Origin of the sequence: Pseudomonas sp. HTZ2, from assembly GCF_033173945.1 — a bacterium.
Lineage (GTDB): Bacteria > Pseudomonadota > Gammaproteobacteria > Pseudomonadales > Pseudomonadaceae > Aquipseudomonas > Aquipseudomonas guariconensis.
On record NZ_CP137332.1, the window covers coordinates 4,464,580 to 4,487,021 of the forward strand.

Genomic DNA, 22,442 nt, shown 5'->3' on the forward strand with positions numbered 1-22,442 from the left:
ATGAGCGATAGAATCCCGTACCGCGTGATTGACGTTGACGCGCCCGCCAGCCCGCGCAAGCGCCTGGGCGACAGCGGCATCCATACACGCAGTTTCACCGGCCTGTACCGCAACCTGCGCATTGGCTTTGCCGGTGCGCTGTTCGTGCTGTTCTTCGGCACCGCCTGGCTGGACTGGAACGGCCGCCAGGCTGTGCTGTGGGACCTTGCCGAAAGCAAATTCCATATCTTCGGCGCCACCTTCTGGCCTCAGGACTTCATCCTGCTCTCGGCGCTTTTGATCATCTGCGCCTTCGGGCTGTTTGCCATCACGGTGTTCGCGGGCCGTGTCTGGTGCGGCTACAGTTGCCCGCAGAGTGTATGGACCTGGCTGTTCATGTGGTGCGAGAAGGTCAGCGAAGGTGACCGCAACCAGCGTATCAAGCTCGCCGCAGCCCCCTGGAACCTTGAAAAGCTTGCGCGCCGCACCCTAAAGCACAGCCTGTGGTTGGCCATCGGAGTGCTCACAGGGCTGACCTTCGTGGGGTACTTTACGCCCATCCGCCCTTTGGCCGAGGCGCTGTTCACCTTGCAGTTGGGCGGCGTGGCGCTGTTCTGGGTGGTGTTCTTCACCGCCGCCACCTACCTCAACGCCGGCTGGCTGCGCGAAGCGGTGTGCATGCACATGTGCCCCTACGCACGTTTTCAGAGCGTGATGTTCGACAAGGACACCCTGGCGGTGGCTTACGACCCTCGCCGCGGCGAGGCCCGTGGCCCGCGCAAGAAAGGCAGCGACCCGCGCACGCAGAACCTGGGCGATTGCATCGACTGTACCCTGTGCGTGCAGGTGTGCCCCACCGGCATCGATATCCGCGACGGCCTGCAGATGGCCTGCATTGGCTGCGCCGCCTGCATCGACGCCTGCGACAACGTGATGGATAAGATGGGCTATGCCCGTGGCCTGATCGGCTACAAGTCCGAACACACCTTGCAAGGCGGCAAGACGCACTGGCTGCGCCCACGCCTGCTAGGCTACGCCAGTGCCCTGGTGCTGATGATCGGTGCCTTGGTGGTGGCCCTGAACCTGCGCCCGATGGTGTCGCTGGATGTGATCAAGGACCGCGGCCTGTTCCGCGAGAACGCTCAAGGCCAGATCGAGAACATCTACTTGCTCAAGGTCATCAACAAGACCCAGTCTCCCCAGCGCTACGAACTGCGTCTGGTGGACGCCGAGGGCTTCGCGCTGAACGGCAAGACGGCCTTCGTCATTCCCGCCGGAGAAATGAGCGAGCTGCCGGTATCGGTCGCATTGCTGGCCGACCGCCCCGCCAGCAGTGCCCAGCAGATCACCTTCGAAGTCCGCGACAGCGATGAGCCGACGATCTACAGCCGCGCCGACAGCCGCTTCGTCGCGCCACTGAACCGTTGATCCCTTACACTGACTTGTCACCTTGACTGCCGAGCCACGATGAAACGCTACGAACGATTCGCTGACGACATTGCCGAACTGATCCGCTCCGGCGTCCTGGGGCCCGGCCAACGTGTACCTTCGGTGCGCTACGCCAGCCAGACCCACGGCGTCAGCCCGTCCACGGTGTTTCAGGCCTACTACTTGCTCGAGCGCCGTGGCCTGATTCGCGCCCGGCCGCGCTCAGGCTACTTCGTCAATGCCCACGCACCCCGGCCGTTCAGCGAACCCCAGGCCTTGGCACCGGTCAGCGAATCCACCCAGGTGGACGTCAGCGCGCTGGTGTTCTCCATCCTCGACTCGATCAAGGATCCGCATACCGTGCCGTTCGGCTCGGCCTTCCCCAGCCCGGAACTCTTCCCCCTCCAGCGTCTGTCGCGCTCGCTGGCGAGCGCCAGCCGAGCCATGGACCCGCGCATGGTGGTCACCGACCTGTCGCCGGGCAATCCGCAACTGCGCAGGCAGATCGCCCTGCGCTACATGGTCGGTGGGCTGATGCTGCCCATGGAGGAGCTGCTAATCACCAACGGCGCCCTGGAGGCGCTCAATCTGTGCCTGCAGGCGGTCACCGAACCTGGCGATCTGGTCGCAATCGAAGCCCCGGCCTTCTATGCCTGCCTGCAGGTGCTCGAGCGCCTGAAGCTCAAGGCCGTGGAAATCCCGGTGCATCCACGTGAAGGCATGGACCTGGCCGTACTGGCGCAAACCTTGGAGAAACACCCGGTAAAAGCCGTCTGGTGCATGACCAACTTCCAGAATCCGGTGGGCGCAAGCATGCCTGAGGCGAAGAAGCAGGCGTTGGTGGAGCTGCTGCGCCGCCACCAGGTGCCGCTGATCGAAGACGATGTCTACGCCGAGCTCTACTATGCCCAGCAAGCGCCCAAGCCGGCCAAGGCCTTCGACACCGAGGGCCTGGTGATGCACTGCGGTTCCTTCGCCAAGAGCCTGGCACCGGGCTATCGCATTGGCTGGGTGGCTGCCGGGCGCTTTGCCCAGAAGATCGAGCGGCTCAAGCTGATGACCTCGCTGTGCGCCTCGATGCCCGCCCAGGCTGCGATCGCCGACTACCTGCAACACGGCGGCTACGACCGCCACCTGCGCAAGCTGCGCTATGCCCTGGAAGGCCAGCAGTTGAGCATGCTGGCCGCCATCGCCCGGCATTTCCCGGCACAGACCCGGGTCAGCCACCCCAGCGGTGGTTACTTCCTGTGGCTTGAACTGCCGGAGCAGATGGATGCGCTCAAGTTGTTCCACATGGCCCTGGCCCAGGGCATCAGCATCGCCCCAGGGCCAATCTTCTCGCCCACGCGGCGCTTTGGTAACTGCATCCGCCTGAACTACGGCAGCCCTTGGAATGAGGGTGCCGAGCAGGCCATGGAGACGTTGGGGCGGATCGTGAGGTCGTTCTGATCGCGCAGCAGGGTCTGCTTCGCAGCCCACCGCGGTGCGCGCTCCCCCAGCTACTTAGCGCCCACCACCCAGGTCAATGAAACTACCTGTCGAATAGGACGCTTTGTCCGACAGCAGCCACAGGATCGCCTCGGCCACTTCCTCCGGCCGTCCTCCACGCCCCATGGGCAAACCCGGTTCGAGTTTGGATACCCGGTCCGGATCGCCACTCAACGCATGGAAACCTGTGTGGATGTAGCCAGGCCGTACGCCATTGACCCGCACGCCCTCGCCTGCCACTTCCTTGGCCAGGCCGACGGTGAAGGTGTCCAGTGCACCCTTGGAGGCGGCGTAGTCGACATATTCGTGGGGAGCCCCAAGGCGCGCCGCCACGGACGATACATTGACGATCGCCCCGCCCTGCCCACCATGACGGCGGGCCATGCGCAGCAATGCGTGCTTAGCGCACAGCATTGGGCCGACCACGTTGGTCTTCATCACCTTGAGCAGGCGGAACTCAGACATCTCCTCCACCCGACTCTGCTGGCCGATGGTGCCGGCGTTGTTGACCAGCGCGGTAACCGGACCAAGCTCCTGGTCGACGCGATGGAACAGCTGCGCCACTTCATCTTCGACACTGGCATCGGCTCGCACGGCGATGGCCGTGGCCCCGAGCGCACGCACCTGGGCCAGCACCTGTTCGGCGGCCTGGTCGTCGGCATGGTAGTTGATGCAGATGCGATAACCCTGCTGCGCCGCCAGCAAGGCGGTGGCGGCGCCGATGCCACGGCTGGCACCGGTGATGACGATGACGTTCTCCATGAATCTGCCAATTGCCTGGAAATGAACGTTCGACAATAGAAGAAATGCAGAGGGTTGTGAATGCCCGCCTGAACGTTAGCGGTCGCACGCGTGCAGAGCCCCTTCGCGGGCGAGTCCACTGTCACAGGGAGCAACCCGGGCCAGGCGCGAGTGGCTCATCCGCGAAGAAGCCGTTGCATCAGTGTCCGGCCGACGCTGGTCCCGCCTTGGCGGTGAACGGCGGCCGTGCGAGCCATACCAGCAGGATCAGCCCTGCGAACACCCAGGTCATCAAGGTGAAGTAATCCACCGTCGACATCATGTAGGCCTGGCCGTTGAGGATCCGTTCCAGCTGCGCATAGCTCTGCGGGTTGGCCCCGCCCAACTGCTCCAGCATGTGCTGGGTGGAAGGATCGTACTGACTGATGTGCTCGCTCAGGTACGCGTGGTGCTGGTCGGCGCGGCGAATCCAGATCCAGGTGGTCAGCGAGGCGGCGAAGCTGCCTCCGAGGGTGCGCAGGAAGGTCGCCAGCCCCGAGCCATCGGCGATCTGGTGAGGCGGCAGGTCCGACAGCAGGATGCTCAAGGTCGGCATGAAGAACAGCGCCACGCCGATGCCCATGAACAGTTGCACCAGTGCCACGTGCTGGAAGTCCACCTCGCTGGTGAAGCCGGCGCGCATGTAGCAGCTGGCGCCGATCGCCAGGAACGCCAACCCCGCCAGCAAACGCAGATCGACCCGGTGCGCATACTTGCCCACGAATGGCGACAGGACCACAGGCAGCAGGCCGATCGGCGCCACTGCCAAGCCCGCCCAGGTGGCGGTGTAACCCATCTGGGTCTGCAACCATTGCGGCAGGATCAGGTTGATGCCGAAGAAGCCCGCATAGCCAAGCACCATCACCAAGGTGCCGACACGGAAATTGCGGTGCACGAACAAACGCAGGTTGACCACCGGATGACGATCGGTGAGTTCCCAGATGATGAAGACCGCCAGAAATACCACCGAAATCAGGCTGCCGATGACGATGAACGAGGATTCGAACCAATCCAGGTCGTTGCCTTTGTCCAGCACCACCTGCAAAGCGCCCACGCCGATGATCAGCGTCAGCAGGCCGATATAGTCCATCGGCTGACGGCTGGTGACCACGGGTCGCGCGCGCATCTGCTGGCGCACCACGGCCGCGGCGAACAGGCCGATGGGGACGTTGATGAAGAAGATCCAGGGCCAGCTGTAGCTGTCGGTGATCCAGCCACCGAGAATCGGCCCGGCAATCGGCGCCACCACCGTGACCATGGCCAGCAAGGCCAGCGCCATGCCCCTTTTGGCGGGCGGGTACACGGCGATCAGCAGGGTCTGGGTCATCGGGTACAGTGGCCCGGCGACCACACCCTGCAGCACGCGGAAGGCCACCAGTTCCGGCATCGACTGGGCGATGCCGCACAGGAACGAGGCCAGCACGAACAGCAATGTGGCCCACAGGAATAGCTTCACCTCGCCGAAGCGCCGGCTCAGCCAGCCCGTCAGCGGCAAGGCGATGGCATTGCTCACCGCGAACGAGGTGATCACCCAGGTGCCCTGCTCGTAGCTCACCCCCAGGTTGCCGGAGATGGTCGGCAGGGCCACGTTGGCGATGGTGGTGTCGAGCACCTGCATGAAAGTCGCCAGCGACAGGCCGATGGTCGTCAGCAGCAGGCTCGGCGGAGTGAACTGCGCGGGCGCGTCCTTGCTCATCGCTGGGCCGTCTTGCCGGTGGCGCTGTTCTCGTGGATCAGCCGGGCGATCAGGTTGTCGGCTTCGACCAACTGGCGATCGTACACCTGGGTGGTGTAGCTGGCTTGCTGTGGCGGCTGCTGGGCCAGCGCCGGGCCGCTCTGGTCATGCAGATCGACCTCGACAACGGTGGACAGGCCAATACGCAGGGGGTGGTCCTTGAGCTGTTCGGGGTTCAGGTGAATACGCACCGGTACCCGTTGCACGATCTTGATCCAGTTGCCGGTGGCGTTCTGCGCCGGCAACAGCGCAAAGGCGCTGCCGGTACCGGCGCCCAGGCTGTCCACGGTACCGCTGTACTTCACGTCGCTGCCATAAAGATCGGCAGAGATTTCCACCGGCTGACCGATGCGCATGTCGCGCAGTTGGGTTTCCTTGAAGTTGGCATCGATCCAGACCTGGTCCAGCGGGATCACCGCCATGGTCGCGACACCCGGCTGCAGGCGCTGGCCCAGTTGCACGGTACGCTTGGCCACGTAGCCGGTGACCGGTGCTACCAATGTGGTGCGGGCATTGTTGAGGTAGGCCTGGCGCAGGTCGGCGGCGGCAGCCATTACCTCGGGGTGCGAGGAGACTACGGTGTCGTCGACCAGTGCAGTGCTGGTGTTCAGTTGCTGGCGGGCGCTGTTCAGGGCGCTCTGGGCGACGGTCAAGTCGTCGCGAGCGTGGGAGATTTCCTCAGCGGCGATTGCCCCACTGTCTGCCAGCACCTTGCGCCGGTTGTAATTGTCCTGGGCTTTCTGCAGCTCAGCCTGACGCGTCTGCAATTGCGCCTTGAGCGCATCGACATTGCTGTACAGGCCCCGGACCTGACGCACAGTGCGCGCCAGCTTGGCCTCGGCGGCCTGCAAGGCGACCTCGCTGTCGGCCGGGTCGAAGCGCAGCAGGACCTGGCCTTCGTGCACCAAGTCGCCATCATCGGCACCGATGCTGGTGACGGTACCAGTCACCAGCGGCGTGATTTCCACCACGTTGCCATTGACGTAGGCGTCGTCGGTGCTTTCATGCCAGCGCCCGACCAGGGTGTACCAGCCCCAGGCGGCGGCACCGGCAAGGATCAGCACCAGCAGCAAGCCAAGCAACCAGGCCTTGCGCTTGCCTGTGTTGTCCGGCGCAGGTGCTGGGGTGGAGGTGTCAGCGGAAGTGGCCATGACAATACCTTGGATGAGTCGTGAGGGATCAACGATCGGCGAAACGGCTGATCGTCAGGGGGTCGCCGGCGCTGATCAGCACCTTGGCAAGCAAGCCTTCAAGGGCCTTGAGCTCTTCGGGCTCGAGCACACCGACCAGCTCGTTCATCGCCGCCGCGCCGATCTCCGGCAGCCGGTCGGCCAGGCGCTGACCCTCGGCAGTCAACGCCAGGCGCACCTGGCGACGGTCTTCTGGGCAGCGGTTACGCACGATCAGCTCCTTCTGCTCGAGGCGATCGAGCATGCGGGTCATCGAGCCGCTGTCCAGGCCCAGGTAGCGACACAGCTCGGCCGGCGTGTCCACTTGGTACTGGGTGACGATGATCAGCACCTTGAACTGGGCGGCAGTGACGCCGTCGGCTTCCAGGTGAGAGTCGAGGATGCGGTCCTTCAGGAGCGCGGCGCGACCAAGCAGCAGGCCGATGGTGCAGGTCTGGAAGTTTTCCGGAGAGAAATGGGACATGACAGGCTGCTCAGGCAATTGTTTAAAAATATTACTGCCTAGGCAGTGAATGTCAAAGCCTTAAATAGCCTGCTATGTAAATTTTCGTACAGAAGCCCTCAGGACTCCTGTAATCCCAGCGCCGCGACCTGCCCACAAGCGATGGCCATGCCCACCAGCTCAGGAAGGCTCGCAGCCTGCAGGCGCTTCATCACCCGCCCTCGATACAGGTCGACGGTCTTGACGCTGACGCCCAATTGCTCGGCGATTTCCCGGTTGCTCAGCCCTTGGGCCAAGGGTATGAACACGTCGCGCTCACGGGGCGTGAGCCCGTCGATCCGCGCCTGCACGGCGGCCAGGGCTTCGCTGCCCTGCTGTCGGCGACGGACCTGGTCCAGGGCGGCTTGCACGCTGTCGAGCAGCAATTGGTCGTTGTAGGGTTTTTCGATGAAGTCGCAGGCACCGGCCTTGAAGGCCCGTACCACGATGGGCACATCGGCGTGGCCGCTGACGAAGATCACCGGGATGTCGAGCCCGCGCTCACGTAGCGCCGCCTGTACCGCCAGCCCGCCCAGGCCTGGCATGCGCACATCTAAAAGCACGCAGGCCGGCTCGCGGTCATCGCAGACATCGAGAAACGCCTGCCCCCCTGTGAACGGCAGCGCGCGCAGGCCTACCGACTCCAGCAACCAGACCGTCGAGTCGAGCATGCCCTGGTCGTCATCGACCACATACACCTTCGCTTGCACCACTGGCCCCTCTCCTTATCCGTTGTTCGCCGGCAGACGACAGCACAGCACCAAGCCACCCGCCTCGCCCGACCGCGCCTGTAGGCTGCCACCAAAGCCCTCGACAATGCTCCGGCTCATGCTCAACCCCAATCCCAGGCCATCGGCCTTGGTCGTGGTGAACGGAGTGAAGATCTCATCCAGGCGTTCCACTGCCACGCCCGGGCCCTGATCGCAGACCTCCACCAGCAGCCCGTCGTCCACGGCCTTGGCGATGAGCAGGATACGCGAGGCCTGCGTCCCGTGCTGCTCGCGGTTGGCGTCGATAGCATTGCGCAGCAGGTTGAGCAGCACCTGCTCGAGCAATACCCGGTCGGCGTACACCTTGGGCAACTGCGGGCCCAGGCGCTGTTCGATGCGCACCTGGGCCTGCCCGGCCTCCCAGGCGCACAGACGCAACGCCTCACCCACCACATCGGCGATATCCAGCGCCTGGAGATGACGCGGCCCCTTGCGCAGGAAGGCCCGTAGGCGACGGATCACCTGCGCGGCATGGTTGGCCTGGGCGTTGATACGTTGCAAGCCCTGAGCGATGCGTTCGCGGGCCTGGGGGTCATGGTCGAGGTTGTGCAGGTAACGCAGGCTGGCGTTGCTGTAATTGAGCACCGCTGCCAGCGGCTGGTTGATCTCATGGGCAATGCCCGAGGCGAGCTCGCCCAAGGTGGCGACGCGGGCGCTGTGGGCCAGGGTCTCCTGGGCTTCGATGCGCAACGTGATGTCGCGCGAGACGGCGACGATTTCCACCACCGTGCCGGTATAGGTCTCGCGGATCGCCCGACAGGCAATCTCGAACCAGCGGTAACGGCCATCGGCATGGCGCACCCGACAGGTCAGGGTGTGGTAGCCCTCCACTTCCAGCGCCGCGCCGGCCTGCAGCAGCACCTGACGCCGCTCGCTGGGGTGCAGCAAAGTGTGCACGGCGCTGCCGCGCAGTTGTTCAGGCCACAGGCCGAGCAAGCGGAACGCCGCCGGCGTGGCATCGAGAAAACGCCCGTCCGGGCTGTGCCGGGAAATCAAGTCGGTGGTGTTTTCAGTGATCAGTCGGTACAGACGCCGGGCACGGCTGGCTTCGCGCGCCTCGCGACGTTCATCACTGGCGTCGCGGCAGCGGGCCACGACCTGCTGGCCGTTGTCATCGGGAATGAACGTCCAAAGCAGGATGCGCTCCCCAACCTCGGCCTCCACTTCGACGATGGCACGGCGTTGACGCAGACATGCCTTTACCAGAGCGGCGGTATTGGTGGGCAATGCCTGCGTGTCCTCGCCGAACAGCGTCTGGAACGCGGAGTTGAACGCCAACGGGCGTGCGTCGGAGGCCAGCAAGAGGCTCGGTTGCGGGTCCTTGGCCAGCAAGGGCGATAGGGTCGTATTCACCGTAGAAGGCTCTTCTTATAGTAGTTTTACTATATTGCTATAGTCGATCTTCCAGCTACCATAGCGGTTCGCGTAAAAATGCGACAGGGGCAGCAGCCATCGGCCTGCTCCCTTTCCCTGATCAGAGCTAACAATCAGCCACCGGGGGCCATGCGCACAGGCTGCGTCTGCCTCCTTACAGGACCACCGCATGTCGATCTATTCCCAGGGCCTGATGCCCACTGCTGTCAATCATGTCGCCCTCACCCCCTTGAGCTTCATCGAGCGAACCGCCGCGGTGTATGGCCGCTATCCGGCGGTGATCCACGGCGCCATCCGTCGTGACTGGGCCCAGACCTACGCCCGTTGCCGACGCCTGGCCAGTGCCTTGGCCGGGCGCGGTATCGGCCGGGGCGACACCGTCGCAGTGATGTTGCCGAACATTCCGGCAATGCTCGAAGCGCACTTTGCCGTGCCGATGATCGGCGCGGTGCTCAACACCCTCAACGTGCGTCTGGACGCCGAGGCCATCGCCTTCATGCTGCAGCACGGCGAAGCCAAGGTGCTGATCACCGACCGCGAGTTCCACAGCGTGATCGAAGGCGCCCTGGCCCTGCTCGAACACCCTCCCCTGGTGGTCGATGTGGACGATCCAGAATACGGTGAAGGCCGCGCCGTCAGCGATCTGGATTACGAGGCGCTGCTGGCCGAAGGCGATCCAGCGTTCGCCTGGGAATGGCCCGATGATGAATGGCAGGCGATTTCTCTGAACTACACCTCCGGCACCACCGGCAATCCCAAAGGCGTGGTGTATCACCATCGCGGCGCCTACCTCAACGCCCTGGGCAACCAGATGACCTGGTCCATGGGTCAGCATCCGGTGTACCTGTGGACACTGCCGATGTTCCACTGCAACGGCTGGTGCTACCCCTGGACCGTCACCGCCCTGGCCGGCACCCATGTGTTCCTGCGCCGGGTCGATCCACAGAAGATCCTCAACCTGATCCGCGAGCACCGGGTCAGTCACCTGTGTGGCGCGCCCATCGTGCTCAACGCCCTGGTGAACGTGCCCGACGCCGACAAAGCCGCCATCGGCCACCCGGTGCAGGCAATGGTCGCGGGCGCTGCGCCACCAGCCAAGGTGATCGGTGCGGTCGAGCAGATGGGCATCCGCGTCACCCACACTTATGGCCTGACCGAGGTCTACGGCCCGGTCACCGTCTGCGCCTGGCACGAGGAGTGGGATGAACAGCCGCTGGAGCAGCGGGCTCGGATCAAATCCCGCCAAGGTGTGCGTTATCCGACCCTGGATGGGCTGATGGTGGCCGATCCACAGACCCTGCAACCGGTGCCGCAGGACGGCACGACCCTGGGCGAGATATTCATGCGCGGCAACACGGTGATGAAGGGCTATCTGAAGAACCCCGAGGCCACCGCCGAGGCCTTCCGTGGTGGTTGGTTCCATACCGGCGACCTGGCCGTCTGGCATGCCGACGGCTACGTCGAGATCAAGGATCGGCTCAAGGACATCATCATCTCCGGCGGCGAGAACATCTCCACCATCGAAGTCGAAGATACCCTCTACAAGCATCCGGCAGTGCTCGAAGCCGCCGTGGTGGCCCGCCCGGATGAAAAGTGGGGCGAAACACCCTGCGCGTTCGTCGCCCTCAAGGCAGGGCAAGCCAGCACCCGGGAGGCAGACATCATCCAGTGGTGCCGCGAGCACCTGGCCGGTTTCAAGGTGCCCAAGACCGTGGTGTTCGGCGAGCTGCCCAAGACCTCCACGGGCAAGATCCAGAAATACGTCCTGCGCGACCGGGCCAAGGCCCTCTGACTATCCACGCGAGCCCCGACATGACTGATTACAACGCGCCTCTGCGCGACATGCGTTTCGTCCTGCACGAAGTCTTCGACGCTCCGGCCCTGTGGGCACGCTTGCCCGCTCTGGCCGAGCGGGTCGACGCCGACACCGCCGATGCCATCCTCGAAGAGGCGGCAAAGATCACAGGCCAATTGATCGCCCCCCTCAGCCGTAACGGCGATGAGCAAGGCGTACGCTTCGACGACGGCCAGGTGATCACCCCTGACGGCTTCCGCCAGGCCTGGCAGACCTACCGCGAAGGCGGCTGGGTCGGTCTGGGTGGCAACCCTGAGCATGGCGGCATGGGCATGCCGAAAATGCTCGCCGTGCTGTTCGAAGAGATGCTCTACGCCGCCGATTGCAGCTTCAGCCTGTACTCGGCGCTGAGCGCCGGCAGTTGCCTGGCGATCGATGCCCATGCCAGTGACGACCTCAAGGCTATCTACCTGCCACCGCTTTACAGCGGCCAATGGGCGGGCAGCATGTGCCTGACCGAGCCACACGCCGGAACTGATCTGGGGCTGATCCGCACCCGCGCCGAACCCCAGGCCGACGGCACCTACCAGGTCAGCGGCAGCAAGATCTTCATCACCGGTGGCGAACAGGACCTGACCGAGAACATCATCCATCTGGTACTGGCCAGGCTGCCGGATGCGCCGGCCGGTCCAAAGGGGATTTCGCTGTTGCTGGTGCCCAAGTTCCTGGTCAACCCGGACGGCTCGCTCGGTGCGCGCAACGCCGTGCAGTGCGGCTCGATCGAACACAAGATGGGCATCAAGGCTTCGGCGACTTGCGTGATGAACTTCGACGGCGCCACCGGCTACCTGGTCGGCGAGCCGAACAAAGGCCTGGCGGCGATGTTCACGATGATGAACTATGAGCGCCTGTCCATCGGTCTCCAAGGTATCGGTTGCGCCGAAGCCTCGTACCAAAGCGCTGCGCGCTATGCCAAGGACCGCCTGCAAAGTCGGGCCGCCACTGGCCCGCAGGCCAAGGACAAGATCGCCGACCCGATCATTCATCACGGCGACGTACGGCGCATGTTGCTGACCATGCGCGCCTTGACCGAAGGCGGACGGGCCTTCGCCACCTACGTAGGCCAGCAACTGGACCTGGCCCGCTATGCCGAGGACGCGGGCGAACGGGAGCAGGCCGTGCGTCTGGTGGCGCTGCTGACGCCGGTGGCCAAGGCGTTCTTTACCGACAACGGCCTGGAGAGCTGCGTGCTGGGCCAGCAGGTGTTCGGTGGCCATGGCTATATCCGCGAATGGGGCCAGGAACAGCGCGTGCGAGATGTGCGGATCGCACAGATTTACGAGGGCACCAATGGCATCCAGGCACTCGACCTGCTCGGGCGCAAGGTGCTGGCTGACGATGGCCAGGCGCTGGCCGGTTTCCTGGCAGAAGTGCGCACCTTCTGTGCCGACGCACCGGCGCACCGGGAGGCCTTGCAGGACGCCCTGGACCGCCTGGAGCACACCAGCCACTGGCTACGCGAGCAAGCATCCAATGATGCCAATCTGGTCAGTGCCACCGCCGTGGAATACCTGCACCTCTTTGGCCTTACCGCCTACGCCTACATGTGGGCACGCATGGCCGCCGTGTCCCTGCGCAACCTCGAACAAGACCCTACCTTCCATGGGGCCAAGCTGTCGTGCGCGCAGTTCTTCTTCCAACGCCTGCTGCCGCGCAGCCTGGCCTTGGAAGTCAGCATCATGGCTGGCAGCGGGAGTCTGTACGGCATGACCCCTGAGCAGTTCTGATCCGACAAGGGGCGCTCCGCGCCCCTGCTTATCGGCGCGAGAAGTCGGCTGATGCCGACAAAAAACCCCACAACTGATAGTCATTCGCCATTATCTCGGTTCTCGCCACCCCCCTGTGGAGGGTAGAATGCCGCAAAACCGGGAGCCACGATGAACCAAGACCGCCTCAACCCAGACGATGCCCTCGCCGATGCCGCCGCGCACTGGTGCATGCGCGTGCATGCCGAAGATTGCACGCCAGCCGAGCGCGAGGCGTTCAAACGGTGGCTTGCGGCCGATCCGAGGCACCTGGAGGAATACGAGGCGATGCTGGAGATCTGGCAGACCGCCGAATTGCTGCCTCGCACCACCACGGTGGTCGACTTCAACCCCAACGCCCGTCAACCGGCTCGTGCGCGCAACTGGCGCCCTCTGGCCTCGGCGGCGGCGATCGCCTTGCTGGCCCTGCCCCTGGCGGGTTGGGTCGGCTGGGAACAAGGCTGGCTGCCCAATCGTTACCAGCACGTTCAAAGCACCGACCAGATGCGCCAGGTCACGCTCAGCGACGGCAGCGTTGTCGAGCTCAACCTGCACAGCGAACTGCGCTACCTCAATTACAAGGATCAGCGCCAGGTCACCCTGGTCCAGGGCGAGGCGTTCTTCAAGGTTACGCACGACAGCACCCACCCGTTCATCGTTCGGGCGGGTACCGGCCAGACACGGGTGACCGGCACCCAGTTCAACGTCTGGAAGTATGAAGATCAGGTCAAGGTGACCTTGGTGGAAGGCTCTGTGCTGGTCAGCAGCAACGGCAACGATGGTGGCTACCGACTGGGCCCCGGCATGCAGGCCAGCTACCGCGCCGGCGACTTCGAACCGGCGCTCGCCCAGAGCGACGACTCAGGCAACAGCCTGGCCTGGCGCAGCGGCAAGTTGATTCTCGACAACCTGAGCCTCGCCCAGGCCCTACCGGTGATAAACCGCTACCTGGACACCCCCCTGCAACTGGCTGACGAGAGCACCGGCACCATTCGCGTCAGTGGCGTCTACAGCATCCATGAGGTCAAGCGATTGGTGGACAATCTGCCCAAGGTACTGCCGATCTACCTGACCCGCAGCAAGGACGGCAGCACCGTCCTCAATCGTATTTCCCCGCCGCCTGGACGCGGCTGACGCCGCAGCGTGCCAGCCTAGCCCTCTAGGTGCGGGCCGAACCTGCGATGGGCTGCAGGGCAGCCCGGGTTCTTCAAAGCACCATCGCCGCCAGCCAGCCAAAGGCCAGCAACGGCAGGTTGTAATGGATGAAGGTCGGCACCACGGTGTCCCAGATATGGTGATGCTGGCCATCCACGTTGAGGCCCGAGGTCGGGCCCAGGGTCGAGTCCGACGCGGGCGAACCGGCATCGCCCAGCGCACCGGCGGTACCGACGATGCACACCGTGGCGACCGGGTCGAAGCCCAGCTGCACGCACAGCGGCACGAAGATCGCGGCCAGGATCGGCACCGTGGAAAACGACGAGCCGATGCCCATGGTCACCAGCAGCCCTACCAACAGCATGAGCAGGGCACCGATGCCCTTGCTGTGGTCGATCCACTGCGCCGAGGTTTCCACCAGGCTCTTCACCTCACCGGTCGCCTTCATCACCTCGGCAAACCCCGAGGCGGCAATCATGATGAAGCCGATCATGGCCATCATCTTCATGCCTTCGGTGAACAGGTCGTCGGTGTCCTTCCAGCGCACGATGCCCGAGAGCGAGAAAATCAAAAAGCCCACCATCGCCCCGATGATCATCGAGTCCAGCCAGAGCTGGATGATGAATGCCGCGGCGATGGCCGCGCCTGCCACCAGCAAGGTCAAGGGGTTGTAGCTGACGCTGACCTGCTCGACCTGTTCGATGCGATTCAGGTCATAGTCACGCTTCTTGCGGTAGCTGAAGAACACGGCCAGCAGCAATCCGGCCAGCATGCCGGCGGCCGGGATGGCCATGGCATGGGTGACATTCACCCCACTGACGTCCACCCCTGCACGACTGACGTTGGCCAGCAGGATCTCGTTGAGGAAGATGTTGCCAAAGCCGACCGGCAGGAACATGTACGGAGTGATCAGGCCAAACGTGATCACACAGGCGATCAACCGGCGGTCGATGCGCAAGCGGGTCAGCACATAGAGCAGCGGTGGCACCAGCAGCGGTATGAAGGCGATATGGATGGGCAGTATGTTCTGCGACGAGATCGCCACCACCAGCATCAGGCCGATCAGCAGCCACTTGAGCCCACCCGCGTTGCCATGCCCCTGGCGATCGACCATCGCCAGGGCGCGATCGGCCAGGGCGTGGGCCAGCCCGGACTTGGCGATGGCGACGGCGAAGGCCCCCAGCAGCGCGTAAGACAGCGCCACCGTGGCGCCACCGCCCAGGCCACTGTTGAAAGCCTTGAGCGTGCCTTCGGTGCCCAGGCCTCCGACCAGGCCACCGGCCAGGGCGCCAATGATCAGGGCGATGACCACATGCACGCGGGACAGGCTCAGGATCAGCATGATGCCGACCGCGGCAATGACAGCATTCATTGTGTGGGTTACCTCGTAACGACGGACAAAAAGCGGACGCGCCGGCGACAGGCTGCCTCAAGGCAGTGGCCGGGCCAGGGGATATTGTTATGAAGGGCGCACACTCTGAAGCACGCTCGGTCGCTTGTCAAAGCGCTCAACGTCGCGACCTGACGCAACAGGCTCAGGCAATACGAATTTTTATTGAACGCTTGAATAAAGAAAGCCTGGGAGGCGCCGACACAGGAGGCAGACCCCCGATTTATAACAAGGGATTCGCCCGAAAATGCCTCTGCGACAACTCTCCATCCAGTGGAAGATCACCCTGCTGGCCGGGCTCTGCCTGGCCACCATCGTCACGGTACTGATCGGCCTTTCGCTTTACCGCATGGACCATAGCTCCGACCTGGTCAAAGCCAGCAGCATGCAGATGCTCACCGAGTCGGCCCAGGCGCGCATCGAGTCGCAAGGCGAGGTCCAGGCCTTGAACATCCGCCGCCAGTTCATGGATGCCTACCAGTACGGCGCAGGGTTTGCCCGTCAGGTGCTGTTCCTGCGCGAGCAGGCCGAAAAGCGCTTCCTGGACGCCTACGACCTGCGCGAAGACATGACCCGCCAGGTGCGCGCTGCGCTTCAGGCCAACCCCGACCTGCTGGGCCTGTCGCTGGTGTTCGAGCCTGACGCGCTGGATGGCAAGGACAAACTGTTTACCGGTCAGGCCGAACTGGGCAGCAACGAGACCGGCCGCTTCGCCCTTTACTGGTCGCAACCGCGTGCCGGCCAGCTGACCTCCATGGCCCTGCCCGAGCAGGACATGGCCAACACCGAGATCGGCCCGAGCGGCGAGCCGAACAACACCTGGTGGGTCTGCCCGCGCAGCACCGGCAAGGTCTGCGTGAGCGAGCCGTACTTCTACACCATCGAAGGCCAGCAGGTGCTGATGACCAGCATCGTGTTCCCGCTGATCGTCGCCAACAAGGTGATCGCCACCTTGTCCATCGACATCAACCTCAACAGCCTACAGGCCCTCAGCCAGGATGCCAGCCGCAACCTCTATGAAGGCCGCACCACGGTCGGCATTCTGAGCCCTGCAGGCCTGCTGGCCGGCTACAGTGCCGATGCCAGCAAACTGGCCCACCGCTTCGACCAGGTCGACACCGCCCAAGGCGCCAGCCTCGTGGGCAAGCTGCCCGAAGGCAAGCTGCAGATTTTGCGCAACGAGCAGCGTCTGAAGGTGCTGGCCGCGTTCGAACCGATCCCTGGCGGCAAGCCTTGGGGCGTGCTGCTCGATGTGCCGGAAAGCGCCCTGACAGGCCCGGCCGAGACGCTCAAGCAGGAACTCGACAGCCTCAACACCAGCGGCACCTTGCTGGAGCTGGGCCTGGGTCTGGCCGTGGCGATTGCCGGCCTGTTGCTGGTGTGGCTGATGGCCCGGGGAGTCACCCGGCCGATCCTGGGCGTGGCCGCCATGCTCAAGGACATCGCCAGTGGTGAAGGCGACCTCACCCGTCGCCTGACCTATGACAAACGCGATGAACTGGGCGAGCTGGCCGGCTGGTTCAACCGTTTCCTCGACAAGCTGCAACCGACCATTGCCGACGTCAAAGCGTCGGTCCAGGCTGCCCGTGGTACCGCCGACCAGTCCGCGGCCATCGCTGCCGAAACCAGCTCCGGCATGGAACAGCAGTACCGCCAGGTCGACCAGGTGGCCACTGCCTCCCACGAAATGAGCGCCACCGCCCAGGATGTCGCCCGCAGCGCGGCTCAGGCGGCCCAGGCCGCACGCGAGGCCGACCAGGCGACCCGCGAAGGTTTGGCGGTGATCGACCGCACCACCACCAGCATCGACGCCTTGGCCGCCGACATGAGCGGCGCCATGGCCCAAGTCCAAGGCCTTGCACAGAACAGCGAGAAGATCGGCTCGGTGCTGGAGGTGATCCGTTCGATCGCCGAACAGACCAACCTGCTGGCCCTCAACGCCGCCATCGAGGCGGCCCGTGCCGGCGAGGCCGGACGTGGCTTTGCTGTGGTCGCCGACGAAGTGCGCAACCTGGCACGCCGCACCCAGGAGTCGGTGGAAGAAACCCGCCAGGTGATCGAAGCCCTGCAGGCCGGGACCCAGGAGGTCGTCGGTGCCATGGACAACAGCCATCGCCAGGCCCAGGGCGGCGTCGAACAGGTCGGCCAGGCGGTCACGGCCCTGCAGCGCATCGGCCAGGCCGTGACGGTGATCACCGATATGAACCTGCAGATCGCCTCGGCCGCCGAGGAGCAAAGCGCGGTGGCCGAAGAGATCAACAACAATGTCGCGACCATTCGCGATGTCACCGAATCGCTGTCCGGCCAGGCCAACGAGTCGGCGCGGGTGAGCCAGTCGCTCAATGACCTGGCCAACCAGCAGCAGCGACTGATGGATCAGTTCCGCGTCTGAATCCTGCATCGCCGGGGCCGCTGCGCGGCCCTTGCAACCTCGTCGTCTACACTTGCCACAACCCAAGGACCGGCAACCGACGAGGCTCTGATGAAACGAATTCCAACGCTGCTGGCCGGCCTGCTGCTTGCCGTGGGCCTGGCCAGCACCGACAGCGCAGCCGCCGAGGAGCGCACGCCGATTCACTTCGGTGCCATCGGCTGGGAAAGCGGCGCCCTGACCACCGAGATCCTGCGCCTGATCGTCGAACACGGCTTCGGCTACCCCACCGATACCCTCCCCGGCAGCACCGTCAGCATGGAAGTGGCCTTGGCACGCAACGACCTGCAGGTGATCGCCGAGGAATGGGCCGGACGCAGCCCCGCCTGGGTCAAGGCCGAACAGGCCGGCCAGGTATTCGCCCTGGGCGATACAGTGAAAAATGCCGAAGAAGGCTGGTGGGTGCCGGCCTATGTGATCAAGGGCGACCCGGCCCGCAACCTGAAGGCGCTGGCGCCGGATCTGCGTAGCGTCGAAGACCTCAAACGCTACCCTCAGGTGTTTCGCGATCCGGAAACACCGGAAAAAGGCCGCTTTCTCAATAGCCCCAGCGGTTGGACCTCCGAAACAGTCAACAGCCAGAAGCTCAAGGCCTATGGCCTGGATACCCTCTACAACAATTTCCGCAGTGGCTCCGGCGCCGCCCTGGATGCGGAAATCGGCTCGGCGATCCGTCGCGGCCAACCTGTGCTGTTCTATTACTGGAGCCCTACGCCGCTGATGGGCCGCTATGACCTGGTCCGACTCGAGGAACCGCCGTTCGACCCCGTAGCCTGGGCAACCCTCACCGACGCGAAAAACCCACACCCCAAAGGCAGCCGTTCGCTGCCCGCCAAATTGTCGATCGGTGTGTCGGCGCCCTTTCGCGAGCACTACCCAGACCTGGTGGCGGTGTTCGAGAAAGTCGACCTGCCCATCGACCGCCTGAACAAAGCCCTGGCCCACATGAGCGAAACCCGCCAGTCACCACGTGAGGCTGCCTTGATGTTCCTGCGCGACCATCCAGCGGTCTGGAAGGCCTGGCTGCCCGCCGAGGTCGCCGCCAAGGTCGAGGGCGCGCTGTGAGCGCAGGGTTTCCCGATGCCTGGCAGTTCTCCTTCGCCGAATGGGTCAACCGCCTGGTCGACTGGCTGGTGCTGCGCTATGGCGATCAACTGCGCAGCTTGTCCGACCATTTGCTGCAATTGCTGGTGGGCCTGGAAAGCCTGTTGCGCTTGCTGCCCTGGTGGCTGCTGCTCCTGCTGGTCGGCCTGCTCGCCTGGCACGCCAGCCGCAGCCTGACACGCGCGCTGGTGCTCAGTGCCCTGCTGGCGCTGATCGGCATGATCGGGTTATGGGACAAGCTGCTGCAAACCCTGGCGCTGGTGCTGGTCAGTACCGGCTTGTGCGTGCTGATCGGAGTACCCCTAGGGGTCGTCCTGGCGACCCGTCCCTTGGCACGGCGCCTGGTGCTGCCGGTGCTGGACGTGATGCAGACCTTGCCGGCCTTCGTGTACCTGATCCCGGTATTGATGCTGTTCGGCCTGGGCAAGGTCCCGGCCGTGTTCGCCACCTTGGTCTACGCCCTGCCCCCCTTGGTACGCCTGACTGAGCTGGGCCTGGCGCAGATCGACCCATCACTGCTGCAAGCGGCCCACGGCCTGGGCGCCAACCGCTGGCAACGCCTGCGCCGCATCGCCCTGCCCCTGGCGTTGCCGAGCATCATGGCCGGGCTCAACCAGTCGGTGATGATGGCGCTGTCGATGGTGGTGGTAGCCTCGATGATCGGCGCCCGAGGCCTGGGCGAGGATGTGCTGTCCGGGATCCAGACACTCAATGTTGGCCAAGGTGTTGAGGCAGGGCTTGCGATCGTCGCACTGGCCATGGTCATCGACCGCATCAGCCAGGCCTACGGGCAACCACGACGTTGAGCAATGAGGCCGCCAGCGGCCCCAAGGCGTCAGGCTCAACGCTTCATGCAGCGCTGGTAACGCTCATCGACCCTTCCTGCGAACCATGCGGTGGTCAGCTTGCGAGTGATCTTCGGGCTCTTGAGTTCGATTCCCGGCAGCACCGCACGCGGCAACGGTTTGCCCGCCTTGGCGTCCGCCAGGGCGAACACGCCTTGGTACAGATCGGTGTCCTCGAACGCCAGGCTGTCACCTTTCTCCAGCTGGCTGCGAATCTGCGGGTTGCGCAGCCCCAGCTTGACGCCCAACTTACGCGCCGCCTGTTCAGTGCTGCCCGGCATGATCGAGCCTGGCGCAATCAGGTCGCCATCGAGCGCCAGCGTCACACCACTCGCCCGGCTGAGCGCCGCCTGGAACGCCGCGTTGCGGCTGGCGTACCAGCCCGCGTTGAAATCTGCGAAGCGATACAACTGGCGTTGATAGTGGCTGGGATACCCCAGCAGGTGGGCAATACCGAAGTACAGACCGCCACGGCGGGTGAAGACCTCCTGGCGAATCGTGCCCTCATAGCTGTAGGGATAATCCTTGGCATTGCGCTCGGCGAACTCGATGCTGACCTGCATCGGCCCACCGGTACGGACCGGGTTCAGACCGCCCAGCAGCGTACGCCCCAGCGGCAGGCCGGCGATGAAGTCATCGAACAGGCCGCTCAACTGCTTTTCGCTGCGCACGGCCATCAAGCGTTGCTGGTAAGTCTTGCCATTGCCCGACGGGGTTTTCAATGCCCCATCGACCAGCAATTTGGGAATGTGCAGCCGCGCGGCGCGCCGATCGATCTCTTCGCGGGCGATGCGGCCCAGGTTCGGCACCTGAGGATCGGCATTGAACGTCGACTCCTGCTCGGTCACCGCCAGCACCGCGCACAGGTTGCTCTTGCTTGGATTAATACGCTGGGCAGCGAAGGCAGTCTGGATATCCCGGGCCCAGCCGTCCCTGTCCTTGATCGATGCCGGCAGCAGACGCTTGACCTGAGCCTGCACCTGGGCCGGATCGGCCTCGGAAACTTCAGGCGAGGTCGTACACCCCTGCAATACCCCCAGGACCACCAAGCCCAGTGCGGCCAGCCTGCCGCTCGTCCTGGCAGTCAAGGCTGTTCGCCCACCAGGTAAGTCTTGCTGAGGTGGCGGAACAGCGGATGATCGGCGCTGCCCATCAACTCGAACAACACCATCTCGCGGGTCACCACCTGGGCGCCGGCATCGCGCATGCGAGCCAGGCCCGCCGCCTTGCTGGCGGGGATGCGGCTGTCGCAGGCATCCTCGACCACGAACACCTGCTTGCCCAGGCCCAAAAGGCCCAGCACGGTCTGCAACACGCAGACATGGGTTTCCATGCCACAGACGATCACCTGCTCACGCGCCATCAGGCTGGCCGGCAAGCACTCGGCGGCCACGCAAGAAAAATGCTGCTTTTCCACGATCTGCGCCGCCGGCGATGCGGCCTTGAGTTCGGCCAAGGTCGGGCCAAGGCCTTTGGGGTACTGTTCGGAAATCACCGTCGGCAGCTCCAGCTCGGCGGTCGCCGCCAACAGCCAGCGTGCCCGGGCGCGGGTGCCTTCGGGGTCGCTCATGGCGTTGATGAGTTTTTCCTGGATATCGACGACCAGCAGCGTGGCCTTGCGAGGATCGATCAGCATTGTCTGCCCTAGCCTGTGAAAATGGGCAGCCCAGGGTGGGCTGCAAAGCCCACTAGGCTGGCCGAGGCAAAGGGCGACGTCAATCACGCACAGTGTCGAAGCGGCGCCAAGGCATCGGCCAAGAGGCCCAGTACCTGGTCTTCGTGCTGATGAATGAAGAAGTGGCCACCGGGGAAGATATCAAGGGTGAACGCACCCTGCGTCTCTTGTCCCCAGGCCTGCAATTGCTCCTGGCTCGCCCGGTCGTCTTCGCCACCCAACACATGCAGCGGGCAGTCCAGGGGCGGACGCTGACGGTAGACATAGCGCCCGCACAGCAGAAAATCCGCACGCAAGATCGGCAAGGTGAGGCTCATCAGTTCCTGGTTGGCCAGCACCTCTTCGGGCGTGCCCTGCAGCTTGCGCAACTCTTCGATCAATTCGTCGTCGCGCCGAGGTTCACGCCATTGCACGCCGTCATAGTCCTCACGGCGGCTCGGCGCCGCGGTACCGCAGGCAAACAACGCGAGCGGCGGCGGGCAACCCTGGGCCTGCAGCGCGTGGGCAAGCTCGAAGGCCAACAGCGCACCCAGGCTGTGGCCCAACAAGGCATAAGGGGCACGGGCCGATGCGCGGTGTTCGGCAGCCAGTTGCCGGGCCAGGGCCTGCATGTCGGTCTGCAAGGGCTCGCCCAGGCGCATGCCGCGACCGGGCAGTTCCACCGGGCACACCTGCAGCCAGGCCGGCACCTTGCGACGCCAACGGCGATAGACCATGGCGCTGGCGCCGGAGTACGGCAGGCACAGCAGATTCACTGCATCCACAGGCAACGCCTCATTGAACCTGGGCCTGGGCCATCTTCTGACGCAGGCTCAGCGGCCGCATGTCGGTCCAGACTTCATCGATGTAGGCCAGGCAGTCTTTTTTCAGGCCGCTCTTGCCCACGGCACGCCAGCCGTTGGGGATCGCCTTGTAGTCAGGCCAGATGGAGTATTGCTCTTCGTGGTTGACCACTACCTGGAACACGATATCGTCGCGGTCGAATACGGACGTCATTGCCTGTCTCCTTGAATGATG

The 22,442-nt window shown here is 64.3% G+C and carries 19 protein-coding genes and 1 pseudogene; 9 read left to right on the plus strand and 11 right to left on the minus strand.

Annotated features, from left to right (window positions below; translation table 11 throughout):
* Together ccoG and mapR are read left to right on the plus strand one after the other, a co-directional pair.
* Positions 1–1,407 (plus strand): cytochrome c oxidase accessory protein CcoG, encoded by a 1,407-nt coding sequence (ccoG, locus tag R6G97_RS20605; RefSeq protein ID WP_317847437.1) that lies wholly within the window; start codon positions 1–3, stop codon positions 1,405–1,407.
* Positions 1,408–1,446: 39 nt separating this feature from the next.
* A complete protein-coding gene (gene mapR, locus R6G97_RS20610; RefSeq protein WP_090342361.1) occupies positions 1,447–2,856 on the plus strand; it encodes a GntR family transcriptional regulator MpaR in 1,410 nt (469 codons plus the stop codon).
* A 54-nt stretch (positions 2,857–2,910) separates the two neighbouring features.
* Here the strand turns inward: mapR and R6G97_RS20615 are convergent, their stop codons facing one another.
* The 6 genes from R6G97_RS20615 to R6G97_RS20640 form a co-directional block, all read right to left on the minus strand.
* Positions 2,911–3,657, minus strand: a complete 747-nt coding sequence (locus R6G97_RS20615; RefSeq protein ID WP_043211264.1) for an SDR family oxidoreductase — start codon at positions 3,655–3,657, stop codon at positions 2,911–2,913.
* Positions 3,658–3,835: 178 nt separating this feature from the next.
* Entirely contained in the window at positions 3,836–5,371 is a 1,536-nt protein-coding gene (locus R6G97_RS20620; protein WP_043211265.1) for a DHA2 family efflux MFS transporter permease subunit, read from the minus strand.
* Entirely contained in the window at positions 5,368–6,561 is a 1,194-nt protein-coding gene (locus R6G97_RS20625) for an HlyD family secretion protein (RefSeq protein ID WP_102082600.1), read from the minus strand. The genes R6G97_RS20620 and R6G97_RS20625 overlap by 4 nt, the downstream gene beginning before the upstream one ends.
* Positions 6,562–6,589: 28 nt before the next feature.
* Complete coding sequence (locus R6G97_RS20630) at positions 6,590–7,063, minus strand: MarR family winged helix-turn-helix transcriptional regulator (RefSeq protein ID WP_043211269.1); 474 nt, start codon at positions 7,061–7,063, stop codon at positions 6,590–6,592.
* A gap of 98 nt (positions 7,064–7,161) precedes the next feature.
* Positions 7,162–7,794, minus strand: a complete 633-nt coding sequence (locus tag R6G97_RS20635; protein WP_102082599.1) for a response regulator transcription factor — start codon at positions 7,792–7,794, stop codon at positions 7,162–7,164.
* 12 nt (positions 7,795–7,806) lie between these two features.
* Complete coding sequence (locus tag R6G97_RS20640; protein WP_317847438.1) at positions 7,807–9,204, minus strand: sensor histidine kinase; 1,398 nt, start codon at positions 9,202–9,204, stop codon at positions 7,807–7,809.
* Between the two features lie 190 nt (positions 9,205–9,394).
* Between R6G97_RS20640 and R6G97_RS20645 the strand changes: the two genes are divergently transcribed.
* From R6G97_RS20645 to R6G97_RS20655, 3 genes are all read left to right on the plus strand, one after another.
* Positions 9,395–11,017 (plus strand): acyl-CoA synthetase, encoded by a 1,623-nt coding sequence (locus R6G97_RS20645; protein ID WP_043211273.1) that lies wholly within the window; start codon positions 9,395–9,397, stop codon positions 11,015–11,017.
* Positions 11,018–11,037: 20 nt separating this feature from the next.
* A complete protein-coding gene (locus R6G97_RS20650) occupies positions 11,038–12,807 on the plus strand; it encodes an acyl-CoA dehydrogenase C-terminal domain-containing protein (protein WP_090342347.1) in 1,770 nt (589 codons plus the stop codon).
* A gap of 150 nt (positions 12,808–12,957) precedes the next feature.
* Positions 12,958–13,959 carry a FecR family protein gene (locus R6G97_RS20655; RefSeq protein WP_043211277.1) on the plus strand — a complete coding sequence of 334 codons (1,002 nt, stop codon included), beginning with the start codon at positions 12,958–12,960 and terminating at the stop codon, positions 13,957–13,959.
* A 73-nt stretch (positions 13,960–14,032) separates the two neighbouring features.
* On the opposite strand, the gene R6G97_RS20660 is transcribed toward R6G97_RS20655, so the two are convergent.
* A complete protein-coding gene (locus tag R6G97_RS20660; protein WP_043211279.1) occupies positions 14,033–15,352 on the minus strand; it encodes a Na+/H+ antiporter family protein in 1,320 nt (439 codons plus the stop codon).
* Positions 15,353–15,938: 586 nt separating this feature from the next.
* On the opposite strand from R6G97_RS20660, the pseudogene R6G97_RS25025 reads away from it, so the two are divergent.
* The 4 genes and pseudogenes from R6G97_RS25025 to R6G97_RS20675 form a co-directional block, all read left to right on the plus strand.
* Positions 15,939–16,904: pseudogene (locus R6G97_RS25025) on the plus strand (PDC sensor domain-containing protein); the annotation flags it as partial.
* Between the two features lie 102 nt (positions 16,905–17,006).
* Positions 17,007–17,762: a methyl-accepting chemotaxis protein gene (locus R6G97_RS25030; RefSeq protein ID WP_371906685.1), complete on the plus strand. Its 756-nt coding sequence runs from the start codon at positions 17,007–17,009 to the stop codon at positions 17,760–17,762.
* A 90-nt stretch (positions 17,763–17,852) separates the two neighbouring features.
* Positions 17,853–18,866 carry an ABC transporter substrate-binding protein gene (locus tag R6G97_RS20670; RefSeq protein WP_043211284.1) on the plus strand — a complete coding sequence of 338 codons (1,014 nt, stop codon included), beginning with the start codon at positions 17,853–17,855 and terminating at the stop codon, positions 18,864–18,866.
* The gene (locus R6G97_RS20675) at positions 18,863–19,711 is read left to right on the plus strand and encodes an ABC transporter permease (protein WP_043211287.1); all 849 of its coding nucleotides are present in this window, start codon (positions 18,863–18,865) and stop codon (positions 19,709–19,711) included. The genes R6G97_RS20670 and R6G97_RS20675 overlap by 4 nt, the downstream gene beginning before the upstream one ends.
* A gap of 35 nt (positions 19,712–19,746) precedes the next feature.
* Here the strand turns inward: R6G97_RS20675 and R6G97_RS20680 are convergent, their stop codons facing one another.
* The 4 genes from R6G97_RS20680 to R6G97_RS20695 form a co-directional block, all read right to left on the minus strand.
* Positions 19,747–20,838: a DUF1615 domain-containing protein gene (locus tag R6G97_RS20680; RefSeq protein WP_415369156.1), complete on the minus strand. Its 1,092-nt coding sequence runs from the start codon at positions 20,836–20,838 to the stop codon at positions 19,747–19,749.
* Entirely contained in the window at positions 20,835–21,386 is a 552-nt protein-coding gene (locus R6G97_RS20685) for a hydrolase (RefSeq protein ID WP_090342336.1), read from the minus strand. Before R6G97_RS20685 ends, R6G97_RS20680 begins: the two co-directional genes overlap by 4 nt.
* A gap of 83 nt (positions 21,387–21,469) precedes the next feature.
* On the minus strand, positions 21,470–22,189 hold the full coding sequence (locus tag R6G97_RS20690) for a thioesterase II family protein (RefSeq protein ID WP_090342332.1): 720 nt from the start codon (positions 22,187–22,189) through the stop codon (positions 21,470–21,472).
* 10 nt (positions 22,190–22,199) lie between these two features.
* Positions 22,200–22,421 carry an MbtH family protein gene (locus R6G97_RS20695; protein WP_043211294.1) on the minus strand — a complete coding sequence of 74 codons (222 nt, stop codon included), beginning with the start codon at positions 22,419–22,421 and terminating at the stop codon, positions 22,200–22,202.
* Positions 22,422–22,442: the final 21 nt, after the last annotated feature.